At 45.7% G+C, this 14,191-nt stretch carries 12 protein-coding genes; 5 read left to right on the forward strand and 7 right to left on the reverse strand.

Going from position 1 to position 14,191, the window contains the following annotated elements:
* The first annotated feature begins 26 nt into the window (after positions 1-26).
* Positions 27-1,211, forward strand: a complete 1,185-nt coding sequence (gene devC / locus AC5JLB_RS19590) for an ABC transporter permease DevC (RefSeq protein WP_495875495.1) — start codon at positions 27-29, stop codon at positions 1,209-1,211.
* Between the two features lie 24 nt (positions 1,212-1,235).
* Complete coding sequence (locus AC5JLB_RS19595; RefSeq protein WP_495875496.1) at positions 1,236-1,925, forward strand: DevA family ABC transporter ATP-binding protein; 690 nt, start codon at positions 1,236-1,238, stop codon at positions 1,923-1,925.
* 212 nt (positions 1,926-2,137) lie between these two features.
* Here the strand turns inward: AC5JLB_RS19595 and AC5JLB_RS19600 are convergent, their stop codons facing one another.
* The 3 genes from AC5JLB_RS19600 to AC5JLB_RS19610 are packed head-to-tail and all read right to left on the reverse strand — an operon-like array spanning position 2,138 to position 4,698.
* Positions 2,138-3,355, reverse strand: a complete 1,218-nt coding sequence (locus tag AC5JLB_RS19600; RefSeq protein ID WP_495875497.1) for an MFS transporter — start codon at positions 3,353-3,355, stop codon at positions 2,138-2,140.
* A gap of 32 nt (positions 3,356-3,387) precedes the next feature.
* Positions 3,388-4,317: an alpha/beta fold hydrolase gene (locus tag AC5JLB_RS19605; protein WP_495875498.1), complete on the reverse strand. Its 930-nt coding sequence runs from the start codon at positions 4,315-4,317 to the stop codon at positions 3,388-3,390.
* A 36-nt stretch (positions 4,318-4,353) separates the two neighbouring features.
* A complete protein-coding gene (locus AC5JLB_RS19610) occupies positions 4,354-4,698 on the reverse strand; it encodes a hypothetical protein (protein ID WP_495875499.1) in 345 nt (114 codons plus the stop codon).
* 100 nt (positions 4,699-4,798) lie between these two features.
* Between AC5JLB_RS19610 and AC5JLB_RS19615 the strand changes: the two genes are divergently transcribed.
* Positions 4,799-5,311 carry a cyclic nucleotide-binding domain-containing protein gene (locus AC5JLB_RS19615; protein ID WP_495875500.1) on the forward strand — a complete coding sequence of 171 codons (513 nt, stop codon included), beginning with the start codon at positions 4,799-4,801 and terminating at the stop codon, positions 5,309-5,311.
* Between the two features lie 68 nt (positions 5,312-5,379).
* Here AC5JLB_RS19615 and AC5JLB_RS19620 read toward each other — a convergent pair whose 3' ends face one another.
* Genes AC5JLB_RS19620 through AC5JLB_RS19630 form a run of 3 tightly spaced genes read right to left on the reverse strand, consistent with a single transcriptional unit; the run spans position 5,380 to position 10,294 of the window.
* Positions 5,380-5,757 (reverse strand): response regulator transcription factor, encoded by a 378-nt coding sequence (locus tag AC5JLB_RS19620; RefSeq protein WP_495875501.1) that lies wholly within the window; start codon positions 5,755-5,757, stop codon positions 5,380-5,382.
* A gap of 50 nt (positions 5,758-5,807) precedes the next feature.
* Complete coding sequence (locus AC5JLB_RS19625; RefSeq protein ID WP_495875502.1) at positions 5,808-8,756, reverse strand: response regulator; 2,949 nt, start codon at positions 8,754-8,756, stop codon at positions 5,808-5,810.
* 8 nt (positions 8,757-8,764) lie between these two features.
* On the reverse strand, positions 8,765-10,294 hold the full coding sequence (locus AC5JLB_RS19630) for an AEC family transporter (RefSeq protein ID WP_495875503.1): 1,530 nt from the start codon (positions 10,292-10,294) through the stop codon (positions 8,765-8,767).
* Positions 10,295-10,470: 176 nt separating this feature from the next.
* Between AC5JLB_RS19630 and AC5JLB_RS19635 the strand changes: the two genes are divergently transcribed.
* Both AC5JLB_RS19635 and AC5JLB_RS19640 read left to right on the forward strand, forming a co-directional pair.
* Positions 10,471-11,391, forward strand: coding sequence for a GAF domain-containing protein (locus AC5JLB_RS19635; RefSeq protein WP_495875504.1), 921 nt, complete (start codon positions 10,471-10,473; stop codon positions 11,389-11,391).
* A gap of 174 nt (positions 11,392-11,565) precedes the next feature.
* Positions 11,566-12,372 (forward strand): MinD/ParA family ATP-binding protein, encoded by an 807-nt coding sequence (locus tag AC5JLB_RS19640; RefSeq protein ID WP_495875505.1) that lies wholly within the window; start codon positions 11,566-11,568, stop codon positions 12,370-12,372.
* Positions 12,373-12,384: 12 nt separating this feature from the next.
* On the opposite strand, the gene ureC is transcribed toward AC5JLB_RS19640, so the two are convergent.
* Positions 12,385-14,094, reverse strand: a complete 1,710-nt coding sequence (gene ureC / locus AC5JLB_RS19645) for an urease subunit alpha (RefSeq protein WP_495875506.1) — start codon at positions 14,092-14,094, stop codon at positions 12,385-12,387.
* Positions 14,095-14,191: the final 97 nt, after the last annotated feature.

Raw genomic sequence — 14,191 nt, forward strand, 5'->3', positions numbered from 1 at the left:
AAAAAATCATTGATTGAACATCGACCATGTACTTTCTCTTTCCTAAAAAACTGGTCAGTCGCTTTGCACAGGAACCTCCGCTTGCCTGGTCCCAGCTTTCCCATCAGAAGGTTCGTTTGATAGTCGGGCTAGCGGGAATTTCCTTCGCCAACATTCTCATCTTCATGCAGGTGGGCTTTCGAGCAGCTATGTTCGATGGAGTGTCTCGTATTCAAGAGCACTTACAAGGGGACCTATTCCTTGTCAACAAAACAGGTCAGTTTCTTGGGAATAAAACATTTTCCAAAGCACAGCTCTATCGAGCCAATGCGATCGCAGGAATTGCATCTGTTGACCCGCTTTACTACAGCCGCAGTTCCTGGGTGAACCCGAAGACCAAAGAACTGGCGGATGTGAATATCATTGCCTTTAATCCAGCCCGATCGGTGATGGATTTACCGGAAATTCAGGGGCAACTCAGCACGATCGTGCAACAAGATACGGTTCTCTTTGATAGCAAGTCCCTTGCTTCCCTTGGTCCTGTGAGTGAGCTGTTCAACACAGGAGAAAGCATTAATACCGCAGTCAGTGGGCGCAAAATGTGGGTTGGTGGACTCTATAGTCTGGGAAGTAGCCTGTTTAAGCAGGGGCATATCGTTATGAGCGATACAAACTACTTGCGGGTCGTTGGTCAAGCCGGAGCAGACGAAGTTCACCTTGGTATTATCACCCTGGAGCCTGGAACCAATCCTGATGCTGTGATCCAAGGCTTGCAGAGACTGTTGCCGCAAGACATCAAGGTTTTGAATCGGCAAGAGTTCATCGCTTTAGAGCAAGGCTACTGGGCAAAACAACCGCCTGGTATTATTTTCAACTTTGGCACCGTGATGGGTTTTATTGTAGGTATCGTGATCGTTTACCAGGTCTTGTATACCGATGTGAATGATCATTTACCCGAATATGCAACGTTGAAGGCGATTGGCTACGCTGATTTGCAACTGCTAGGCATTATCTTTCAAGAAGCGTTGATTTTAGGGGTGCTAGGTTTTTTACCTGGATTTGCCTGTTCCGTTGGTATGTATGGCTTGCTAGGAAACTTAACTCGTGTTGCAATTGTGATGCGTTTCGATGTTGCGCTACAAGTGTTTATTCTGACGCTGTTGATGTGTTTGATATCAGCCGCGCTCGCGGTGCGAAAATTGCAATCTGCTGATCCAGCCGATGTATTTTAGAGTCATTATAAGCGATTGATAGATATGTCTCAAATGCCTGTCATTACAGCAAAGAAGCTTAATCACACCTTTGGTAAAGGTACGCTGCGAAAACCTGTTCTTTCAGATATTGATCTGGAGATCTATCCAGGAGAGATTGTAATTCTGACAGGTCCTTCTGGCAGTGGAAAAACGACGCTGCTGAGCTTAATGGGAGGGTTGAGATCGGTTCAGGAGGGTAGTTTAAAGGTTTTGGATCAGGAACTGTGCGAAGCCAGTAAAAAACAACTGGTTCAGGTGCGGAGCCGAATTGGATATATTTTTCAGGCTCACAATCTACTGGAATGTTTAACTGCCCAACAAAATGTGGGAATGTCTCTGCGTTTGCACAAGGATCTTTCGTTGGTTGAGCGGATCAATCGTTCAGTGGCCATACTCCATGCCGTCGGTTTAGGGCATCGGATCAACTATTACCCGGATGATCTCTCTGGTGGACAGAAACAACGGGTCGCGATCGCTCGTGCCTTGGTGAGCCAACCCAAAATGGTTCTGGCAGATGAACCCACAGCGGCATTGGATAGTAAATCGGGACGAGATGTTGTGGAAATTATGCAGCAATTGGCAAAAGAGCAGGGATGCACCATTCTACTTGTCACTCATGACAACCGTATTTTAGACGTCGCCGATCGTATTATCCATATGGAAGATGGACGACTGGCAACGAATGCCGCATAGATGGAGGGTTTAATCCTGAAATTTGTGGAATACTGCTCTAGCATCCAAGGAAAGCGATCGTTGTAGTCCCTCTTTAGTGTTGAGTTCTCTGCATCAATTCAACCTACACTTAATCATCCATTCAAATATCGTTTATTCGATTAAAGCCATTTATCAAGGCTGACAGCAACCGACTGTTAGCGATCGATAAATGGCTTTAATTTTGCAATTAACTAAGCAGCTGCTTGGGGAGACATCGATCGTAAATTCATCCACGTTGTTCCAAATGCCAGCAGGATGAAGAGCGACCCCAGCCAAAATGGAGATAACATGCCGAACTGATCGAAACACCAGCTTGCCCACAGAGGACCCAGGATTGAAGCAATACTTTGTAGCCCTTGAGCGCTTCCAAGCGTACGCCCCTGTTCCTGAGCGGAAACGCGATTGGAAATCAACCCTCTGAGACAAGGTAAAATCAGCCCCACACCGAGCGCCAATAGTCCTTGACTTAAATAAAGCAATACATAAATAGTAGGACTGTCTGATGGAATGACCACAATCAGCCCCAAGCCGAGCGCCAACGCAACTAGTCCAGCCAACGTTAGCTTCCCTTCACCAAAGGCAGGAATCAGCTTGCGAATCAGCCCTCCCTGAATCAGGGTAGAAAGAACGCCAATAAATACAAACACAAGAGCAGCTGAGGAGGGACCCCAACCAAAGCGACGGTTGAGAAAGAGGACAAAAATGCTGGAGAACCCAGAAAACGCAAAGTTAAAAATAAAGGTCGTCCACAAAAATCCTTTGATGCGATCGTGCTGAAATAGGTCGCTGATTTGACTGAAGGGATTCAAGTCCTTCCAGCCAGAAACTCGACGATTTTCAGGGGTGAGAGATTCAGGCAGGCTAACCCAGCCCAGAATAAAGTTGAGAAGTGCGACAGTGCCCGCAAAAAAGACTGGTAAATTGATATTAATCCCTGCTAACGACCCGCCGAGTGCCGGTCCCAGCACAAACCCTAGCCCAAAGGCAGCTCCTGTGAGACCAAAGTTTTTGGCGCGATCGGCAGGGGTTGAAATATCAGCAATATACGCTTGAGCCGTTGCCGCTACACCGCCAGTCACACCATCAATCATCCGTGAGACAAACAGAACCCAAAGACTGCCTGCCAAGCCAAACATGTAATAGGAGAGAGAAGTTCCTAAAACGCAGATCAGCAGAACCGGACGGCGACCGTAGCGATCGGACAAGGAGCCAATTATGGGTGTCGCAAAAAACTGCGCCAACGCAAAGGACGCCGTTAGCAACCCAAGCGTCATTGCATCTGTACGAAATCTTTCTAACAAAAAGGGCAGGATTGGAAACAGGATACTCTCCCCTAACTTATCTAACAAGATGGTGATGAAAATGAAAAGTAAGGGGGAAATCTTGCGTCGGAATTTAGTATGTGGCATGAATTGCTGTGTTTGTCTCAAACAGTAGATATCTAGACAGGCGATAGCTGCGCGTGCTTAGCAAGCCATTTTTGCAGCATAGGATTGACTAATTCGGGGGCTTCATCTTGAGGGCAATGCCCAACCCCTTCTAACGGAATGAATTCTTCAACGATCGGAAAATCAGCCAACGCTTTTCCTTTTGCAAATGGCTCAAATGGATCTGCCGTACCCCATGCGATCAAGACAGGACAAGCAATTTGGGGTAATAAATCTTCTGGTAGAGGCCCTTTAGAGTAAGTGATAAAAGAAAGGAAAACATCTGCTGCACCCGGCTCCTGAGTGGGCTGTAGCAAAATATCAATTAATTCATCTGTTACCGCTTCTGAACGACCATAAGCTTTCAGCAGTACCTTCCGCATTACTTTTGGCTGTGCCAACTTTGAAAAGAAATAATGTCCGATCGGAGGGTAGGTCAGAATTTTCTGGACGAGGGGAAAGGTGATACGACGATACCAGTTGAGCTTACGCTCGTGTTGTAACCGCAGTGCACAATCTAGCAGCGCGATCGCCCGCACCCTTTGAGGAGCCATGACAGCCGCTTGCAGGGCAACGATACAGCCGATCGAATTTCCTACTAAATACACTGGCTCCCCAATCACTTCTTGGCAGAACGCCGTGATTTGCTCTCCCCAAGTGTCAAACCGATACTCAATCGGATTTTCAGGGGGAGTTCCAGGAGCAGGTTTAGCAGATTGACCAAAACCAATCAGATCGATCGCATAAACTCGATGATGTTCGGCTAAGACTGGAATATTCTTACGCCAATGGTCGCTCGACGCTCCTAATCCATGAATCAAAAGGACAGCAGAACCTTGAGTGCCTGCAGTCTGAAAGCGAATCGGATGACCGCGCCATTGCCAAATCTGTGAGGCAGGCAGCACTGCTGTGGGTTGATTTACGGTAGGCTCATTTGCAATCATGGCAACTCCTTATGAAGAAACTAGAATTGATATCGATTAGGAATCCAGGGCATTCCAAATATTGGAGGGGACTTGACGACCACGCCTTGAAGCGAGACAAGGCTGATAACAGATTTGTCCCTCGGATTCCGTTGCCTGCAAAAAACCTTCCGCCGCTAATTTCTCTAACAGCGATCGCGCGGGTCCTTCGGGGTTGTACCCTACGTCAATCGCTTCACCTTCCAAATAGTTAGTAACCTCAATGAAACTTACAGAGCGCTGACGTAGCAGCCAGTTCATTAAACCGCGCTCAAGATCGGGAAGGAACAGTAGATCTGCCATCGTCTTTGTACCGGGCTGTCCCCGATCAGACGACGAGGGTTGGCGTATACCCATCGTCATTCATGCTCCTATTGTCGTTATCGTTTTTTGTAGCGATAGACCTGTATACAGTATGGGAACAATAGCCGCGAAACTATCGCTCCTGTGAAAATTCAGCATTATGGAAAAGCGCACCTATTCGTCGGGCGAAACGATTTATGGCGAAGGAGACGAAAGCCAGACGGTTTATCTGATTAAAACTGGCAAAATTGAAATTATTGATACCTATCCCGAAACGGGAAGTGTTGTCTCGAAGTCTTTGAACGCAGGTAAGGTGTTTGGAGAGGTTGAAGTGATTGATGGTAAGCCTCGATCGTCTACTGCCAAGGCAGTAGAACCCTCAAAGCTGTTAGTCTTCGGTCATACAGAGATTCTAGATATTTTATTTCGTCGTCCTGAAGACAGTTTAGTCCTAGCGCGTGACACGTTTGATCGCTTGCGGCAACTCTACAGCACAGATAGCCTAGAATCGGAAATGGTTAAATTGCGCGAAGAGATGCACGAGACGATTAAAAAAGCGGTGGTTAGCCATGAATCTCGTGTGGTAAAAAGTCATAACGGAATGGCAGCGATCGCGGTTCCAATTGTAGTATTAGTCGCGATCGTAGTTGGTATTCAAATCTATTTGCATTAATAGAGCAATTGCTAGAAAATTCCGGCTTCTGAAGGCCCCTTAACCCAGAGGGGCTTTTTTTGATTGCATCACAAACCTAAAATCTGAATTGACTTCTCAAGCACTTCATCCGGATCGAAGGGTTTAGTCATGTATAAATCTGCCCCTACTTCCGCACCTTTCTGCTTGTCCAACTCTTGCCCTTTTGCAGTCAACATAATGATGTAAATATCTTGAACATTCAACTCATTTTTGACGGTAGAACAAACATCAAAACCGTTCAGATGAGGCATCATCACATCGAGAAAGACTAATTGAGGATGCTCAGCTTTAATGATTTCTAGCGCTTCATGTCCGTTTGTAGCGGTGATCAGTTCGACCCCTTGGTCCTCTAATTCTTCGAGTGTTTGTTCTAGAAGAAGACGAATGTGAAATTCATCATCAACGATCAAGATTTTTTGTGACATAGCGTTTGTGTCCCCGAATAAGAGATTTTAAGAACTTCGCCAACTGTTGCTTAAGGCAAGGTTGAATCAGATTTGTGATCTGCAATTAAGAGAAGGAAAACGTTTTCGAGTCCTTTTTCAAACTTTAAAGTTTTCACTGCCGTTGAATGTTCCCAAAACTTTGCATTAGCAATCACCGTATCAGGTTGAGTGGAGAGTGTTTTTTCGATCAATTCTGCATCGTTTGAGGCTTCGCTCGTGCTAAAGCCTTGCGCTTGTAGAATTCCAACTAGAGTTTTAGTTGCTAATTCATCTTCATCAACGACTAAAACTTTACGTCGAGAGCTTCCTTGAGCAATCAGCAAATCTACTTCATGTAACAACAATTCAGCGTTAATTGGCTTTGTTAAATAGCGATCGACACCAACTTGTAACCCGCGTTCTTTGTCATCCACGATCGACAAAATGATAATGGGAATGCCCATCGTTTGCGGATCATGTTTCAGTACCGCCGCGACATCAAATCCTGTCATATCTGGCATCATCACATCAAGAATAATCAGATGGGGCTTTTGCTGTTTAACGATCGCAACGGCTTCCCTACCATCTTTGGCTTCTAAGATCTGATAGCCTTCTGCTTCTAGGTTTTGCCGCAAGAGTTCTCGAATTGGGGCTTCATCATCAACGATAAGAATCGTTTTTTGCGATCGATTTGTCTCAGAATCCTGGTGAATCACTTGCTCTCGAAGTTGCTGCACCAAGGTACTGAAATCAATTTTTTGGACTAGATTCGTCTCGACTTTGATTGGAAGCGTAAACGAAAATGTGCTGCCCTTTCCAAGTTCGCTCTCAACCCAAATCTTGCCGTTATGATGCTCGACGATTTGTTGGCAAATCGGCAATCCTAACCCAGTTCCTTTTGGCTTATCGGTTAAGGTGTCTCCCACTTGCTTAAATTTTTCAAACACTTTCTGATGATCGTCCGCCGCAATTCCAGCGCCCGAATCAATCACACTCATGCAGACATGATCTCCAATGCGAATTGCTTTACACGTGACAGAGCCATGATCAGTGAATTTAACCGCATTGGAAATCAGATTGATCACAACTTGAACAATCCGATCATGATCGCCTATTACGTTTGGTAATTCTGGTTCGATTTGCTGAATCAGTTCGAGATGTTCGGCTTGAAAGAGCGCAGAGGTCGACGCGATCGCGTGTTCAATTACTTTACTCACATTCAGCACTTCCATCTTCCAATCAACTTTGCCCGCTTCCATTTTGGCAATGTCTAACACATCATTGATCAGTGAGGTCAAGCGCATTCCTTCCGATACGATGATGTCAATATTGTCTTCAACTTGCCGGATTGTTCGCAACACCTTCTTTTCTTCGCTGGCAACTGCTGGAAAGACGACTTCATCGAGTTTCTTTTTAATAATTTTGGCAAAGCCCAATACCGAAGTTAAGGGCGTTCTTAGTTCATGAGAAACTGTCGAAATGAAATCGGTCTTCATTTGATCCACTTCTTTCTCTGAGGTGATGTCGCGAATCAGAATTACAGAACCGATCGCGGAGCGGTCTAACGTTCCTTCGCTCTCAGATTGAGCGGTCTTCAGAATCACGGTTGCAACAGCTTTACCGATACCACCGTCGTTCAAGGCAATCTCAGCCGTAAAAACCTGATGGGGATGCTGTTGAGTTTGAGCAATTAAATCAGTGATCTCGTGGCTAAACACGATCGCGGCATCTTGCTGTGCTAAATCAGTAGATTCGATGCCAAACATTTTAGACAGAGCAGGATTACAGCGCGTGATTTTGCCATTAATGTCAGTGACTAACAATCCATCGACCAACGTATCCATAATGGCTCCCAGATAAGCCAGAGCGTCTTGAAGCTGAGTGCTAGTCTGCGCGAGTTGTTTGTTTAGACGTGATTCCTGAATGGCGCGATCACGGGTTTCTTCTAGTTGACGCAGTTGTTGTAAGGCAATGAGAATTGCCAATGCCAACAGTGTTCCGACGACGATGGCAAGCAAATGTAGAGCATCTAATTGCTGCTCTACATTCTCCCGTGGAATCACCAACGCTACTGACCAATCTGTCTTTTGAATTGGGGCATAAGCCACATAAACCCATTGATCATCGAGCCGCATCAAATTAACGCTGTGCTGCCGATCAATCATCGCCCGCGCGATTTTGGCTAATGCTGGATTCGCGCTATCTAAAAAGCTTTGAGTGCCTTCGGTGAGTTTGGAATTGGGATGAGCGATCGGAACACCTTTAGAATCAAGTGCAAAAGCATAGCTGCCTTTTCCGAGTTGAGTGTCGGCAACGACTTGGGAAACATGGGCGGTGGGAATATTACCTGCTAAGTTGCCAATCACTTTTGGTTGTTGTGATAGATCGTTAGGAAGGTTATAGGACGATAGACTTTTGGAGCGAATATCAGCTCTATCATCAGGAATTTGAGCGTAGTTTGCGCGGGGAAACGACCACACAGGAACGGAAATATTGATCTGACGCTTGCCCGTTGTTCGAGAGATGATCATATCCGATACATTCGGCTCACCTTTCATCGCGCGTTGAAAATATTCGCGATCGCTGAGATTTTGCCCTTTAGCAAGTCCAACACGTGTCGTGTAATATGTTCCATCCGGATTGACGAGAATAAACATCCAAAAGTCAGCCAACCGATCCTGCTCCAATTGCAAAAAAGGTTCTGCAATGTCCCAATTCATCGATCGTACTTCATAGCTACTCGCTAACGTTTCAACTCCACCCAGCTGTTTTGCTAACCAAGTATCGATCTCGCTTCCTGCTTTTTCCACTTTCAGAAGCGCATTGTGTTTCAGTGTATTGAGAATCAAACCTCGGACGACCCAATAGCTAGTGAAGGCGACGATTCCAACAGCCGCAATTGAACCACCAACTAAGAGCACAGAGACGATTCTATTGCGATTTAAGGGTTCATCGTTGGGTTGACGTTTTTTGCGTTTAAGCCAGGATAGAGGGATCATGTTTGGTTTTAAGCCTTAGCAATGCAGGAGTTGTTAGAGTTAGAATTCGGGATGAAGAAATAACACGTATAGGGTTCTTTCTGTTCCACGACTCTGAAGTAAAGCCGAATTCGATCAATAAGATTTAGTTCTAGCGATTCAATTTCTTTTTTAAAACGTTGAGATATGATTTCTAAATCTATAAAACTACCGTTCTTATGTTCACCTAATATAATCAGCAACCGTCCTTTGACACGATATTGAATTTGTAGAGCAACATTGGGATCACTAATTTCTGAGTGCAAGTATCGAGTGATTACTTGATCAAGATCTTTTAATTGATAGTTCTGTTGAGTATAAGACCGTAAAAATTGAACATCTTGTCTTAAATCGCGCGAGGGTAACTTGTCTTCAGTGAGTTCTTGAGCCGTTGGTTTGGGTGCGTCTGGATTTTTTAGCGCAACGCTAACCGCCGTTGAATTCTGCAATGCGATCGGCAACTGCTTCAATATCAGCAACATGCTAAATACACCTAGAAAAGTACTTCCTACAAAGGTGAGATGCATAGACGAATTAAAGAAGCAACCGCTAGAGAAAACAACTAACAGCACAAAAATTGAAAACGGAAAAGACATCGCTAGCAAGGCTGTAGCAAATTCGGTATCAAAGAACAGTTGATGGTTTTCCTCTGAATTTTGCTGATTAATTCGAGTAGCATGAATCAGGGGCCACAAACTGCAAGACGCCTGCGGTAAAGCAACCAAGAGCATCGTGACCTCCGCAGCAGGACGAAGCAACGCGATCGCAGCCCCGCTGAATAAAAACCCCACTCCTGCCCTTGCCAGGAGCACCATTAGAATTGTGCCAAACTGCAAAGACTCCAATTTGAGCGAAATTCCGACATAAAATAGAATGAGAGGTGTTGCACAAAGCGCGAGTTTCTGAATCGTGTCTAACAAGGCAAGCGGAAGAGAAGTAGAGTTAAGATGAAAAGCAGCAAAAGCAACACCAAATACAATGGCAATATTAACAGGCTCATTCAGCAAAAACATTCCAATCTGCTGCCACTGTGGCTTAAGTTTAGAATTAAAATGTTGAGCAGTTTTCTGATACCAAATAATTGCTAATACATACAAGCCAATCAATACAAAAACTTTGTTACCCATGTCAGCTAAAGCTGCCCAAGCAAGTCCTTGGCTTCCTAGAAATTGCTCAACAAACGGATACACCGTTAATCCGGGTGCGAGTGAAGGAAACAATAGAATTAGAGCGCGCCTTTTAGATTTGTCAGTGTTAGGAAGTAGCAGATACGCTAGACCGCACCCGATGATCATCAAGTAGAGATTGACCGCCAAAGCAAAGGAAGGCAACAGCACTAAATCTAGGTTGGTATCAATCTCGATCGTAGATAAAAAAATAGTTGCAGGGAGTGCAGCATTGAGAATAAAGGCTCTAATCGCTCCAACTGACGCATCGGTGTTAAATTTGTGTTTGAGCAAATAACCCACCACAATCAGAAGAAGAAGTGCGATCGCTTTCTGAATGACTGAATCTGTCATGAGTTTTCTGCATTCCCAATCGATCGAGGTTTGAGCAATCCGCTTTCAGAATGCCCACTGCACTACAGGAAGCCCCAAATTTGTTTGAATTCGTAGAAATTCAGTTTTAGAGAATTATTACTTCTTGCAATAGATGGGCACACTAGCTCAATTCAGTCACTTAAACTGATCAGCAAATGGTGCAAGTTAACTTAAAGCGTGTTCTCAAAAAATCAGGAGCAACGATCGGGACGTTGCTTAATGGGCTTAGTGCGCCTGTGCAAATTTATGACGCATCTGGAACGCTGCTTGCAGGACAGCCAAATTCAGCTCAAACTGAGAAGTATCCGGTGCTGGTGGGCGAAAGGCAGATTGGCTGGACTATAGGCAGTGGAGATTCAGAGATCGTTGCAACTGTTTTGAGCGCCTTATGCGATCGAGAATTAGAACTCAAAACCTTAGCAGATGAAGTCTTAGACCAGTACCGCGAAATCAACTTGCTCTATAACCTTTCTGAAAAGCTAACGGCAAGTTTAGACATTACGATTGTTTGCCAAACCGTTCTCACCGAAGTCCACAAGTTAATTCCTGCCACGGATGCTGCTATTTTGCTCACTGATTCAGCAACCAAAGATGCTGGTAGCATCTTCAGCCTTAATAACGTTAATCACACTGCCATCAAGCACTTTGCCGCAACCGTTTTAGCAACCGCAAAAGGCGAAATTGTTAACGAAGTTGCCACCGATGCAAACAATCCGTCATCCTCAGAGTTGCAGACCATCAAAGCATTCATCACCGTTCCGCTTAAAACTGAGCAAGGCATAATTGGAGTCATGAACGTTATCCATTGCCAAACCATCCATTACACGGCGCAACATTTCAAACTTTTGTCTACCGTTGCTTCTCAGGCCGCGCAAGCGATCGCAAATGCCCAATTCTACCGACAGCAAGTGCGAGAAGCAAAAGCCCGTGAAGAAAAACTGCAACAACAATTACAGGAACTACGCCTTGAAGTCGATGTTGCCAAGCGATCGCGGCAGGTCGCGGAGATTACTGAAACTGAATACTTCCAACAGCTACAGCAACGGGCAGGACAACTGCGAAGAAATCGACAGTAAATTCTTTTGACGAATCATCTCTAAAATTGCAGAATGCACTCCTACTGTTGCCTCTGCTTTTCAACAGTTGATTTACCAGTTAATCTACTAGTTGATCTATCAATTAAATTTGATTAACTAAAGCCTGATTAACTAAAGTTCTCTGATAGTTTCATCACAAGTTTTCCCATACTAATGGCAACCGATTCGGACAAAGAAGTTGCCATGTCTCAAATCATTTCTATTCATTCTTTTCGGGGCGGTACGGGCAAATCTAACCTCACTGCAAATATTGCTACTGCTGTCGCCAGCCAAGGAAAACGCGTCTGCATTGTTGATACCGATATTCAATCGCCCGGAATTCATGTCATTTTTGGTTTAAGCGAAGAGAAGATTACTCACTCGTTGAATGATTATCTTTGGGGAAATTGCGCCCTTGAGCAAACCGCCTACGATGTGACTCCTCACTTAAAGGATGCTAATGGGGAGGCGGCTGCGATCGCTGGCAAAATCTTTCTGGTTCCTTCAAGTTTAAAGGCAGGCGAAATTGCTAAAGTTCTACGCGAAGGATTTGATGTTGGGCTTTTGAATGATGGTTTTCAAGAACTTTTAGATCGGTTAAACCTGGATTTTCTGTTCATTGATACGCATCCTGGTCTCAACGAAGAAACTCTATTGTCGATCGCAATTTCTGACGCGATGATCGTTATTCTCCGTCCCGATCGTCAAGATTATTTAGGAACAGCAGTAACGCTAGAGGTTGCTCGAAAGTTGGACGTTCCCAGCCTCATGCTGCTCGTCAATAAAATGCCCAAAGCTTTTGATCGTGACACCATTCGGCAGCAGGTAGAAGCGAACTACGAAGCATTGGTAGCAGGACTCTTCCAAGAAAACGAGGAGATGCTACAACTTGCTAGTAGTGGTGTGTTTTGCTTGCAGTACCCTAGCCATCCTTTCACGCAAGAAGTTTACGCTGTAGCAGAAAAATTGGTGGTGTCATAAAAAAGGAACGACTTAAAACAAAAAGTATCGCTGCGCCATTGGCAGCACAGTTGCAGGTTCGCAGGTGAGTAGTTCTCCGTCAGCGCGGACTTCGTAGGTTTCAGGATCGACTTCCATTTGAGGCATAGCGTCGTTGAGTTTCATATCGCGCTTGCTCAGTGTGCGAATGCCAGACACCGCAAGGGCTGTTTTTTGCAAATTGAGTTTGTCAGGGATGCCTTTTTTAAGCGCGGTTTGGGAGATGAAGGTGAAGGACGTAGCTGCGATCGCGCCTCCAAAACTGCCAAACATCGGTCTCATATGAATGGGTTGTGGTGTTGGAATACTTGCATTTGCGTCTCCCATTTGTGACCACGCAATCATTCCCCCTTTGATCACCATTTCTGGTTTAACGCCAAACATTGCCGGACGCCACAAACATAAATCTGCAATTTTGCCAGGTTCAACCGAACCGACATGCTGAGCGATGCCATGGGTGATCGCAGGATTGATCGTATATTTTGCGATGTAGCGCTTCGCTCTGTGATTGTCGTGGCGTGTTGTATCTCCTGCTAACGCGCCACGTTGAACTTTCATTTTGTGTCCCGTTTGCCACGTGCGGATGATGACTTCTCCAATACGTCCCATTGCTTGGGAGTCGGACGATATCATACTAAACGCGCCCATATCGTGCAGAATATCTTCTGCTGCGATCGTTTCTCGTCTGATCCGAGATTCTGCAAAGGCAACGTCTTCAGGAATGCTGGGATCGAGATGGTGACACACCATCAGCATGTCAAGGTGTTCGTCTAATGTGTTGAGGGTGTAAGGACGGGTGGGATTCGTTGAGGAGGGTAAAACATTAGATTCACCGCACACTTTGATGATGTCGGGCGCGTGTCCACCGCCCGCGCCTTCAGTGTGATAAGTGTGAATGACGCGATGCTTGAATGCCGCGATCGTATCTTCCACAAATCCGGCTTCATTTAAGGTATCGGTGTGAATTGCAACTTGCACATCATACTCATCGGCGACGGTTAAACAGGTATCGATCGCAGCGGGCGTCGTGCCCCAATCTTCATGCAGCTTTAAGCCCATTGCGCCTGCTTTAATTTGTTCTTCGAGAGCGGCGGGTTGGCTTGTGTTGCCTTTGCCCAGAAATCCAATGTTCATCGGGAAGGCGTCGGCGGCTTGCAGCATTCGATAGATGTTCCAAGGTCCGGGAGTGCAGGTTGTGGCGTTTGTGCCTGCGGCAGGCCCAGTTCCGCCGCCAATCATCGTCGTGATCCCCGATGCGATCGCAACTTCGATCTGCTGCGGACAAATAAAGTGAATGTGAGTATCGATGCCGCCTGCGGTGAGGATCATGCCTTCGCCTGCGATCGCCTCAGTTCCAGGCCCAATAATAATGGTGATATTATCTTGAATGTAAGGATTTCCAGCTTTGCCGATCGCCGCAATCTTACCGTCTTTAATGCCGATATCTGCTTTGACCACGCCCCACCAATCAAGGATTAGCGCATTGGTAATCACAGCATCGACGGCTCCATCTTCGTTTGTAATGGGAGATTGTCCCATGCCATCACGAATCACCTTACCGCCGCCAAACTTGACTTCTTCACCATAGGTTGTGTAGTCCTGTTCGACTTCGATGATCAGTTCCGTGTCGGCTAATCGGACGCGATCGCCCACAGTCGGACCAAACGTTTCAGCGTAAGCGCGGCGATTCATGCGGTAGCTCATGGGGAGTCCTCTGGAGACTAAGCTCTGATTTTTAATCCGAATTTACCATACGTGTCCCAAAGGCACGATTTTAGAGACGCGCTGATCGCGAATCGGT

It is taken from the genome of Myxacorys chilensis (assembly GCF_059505265.1).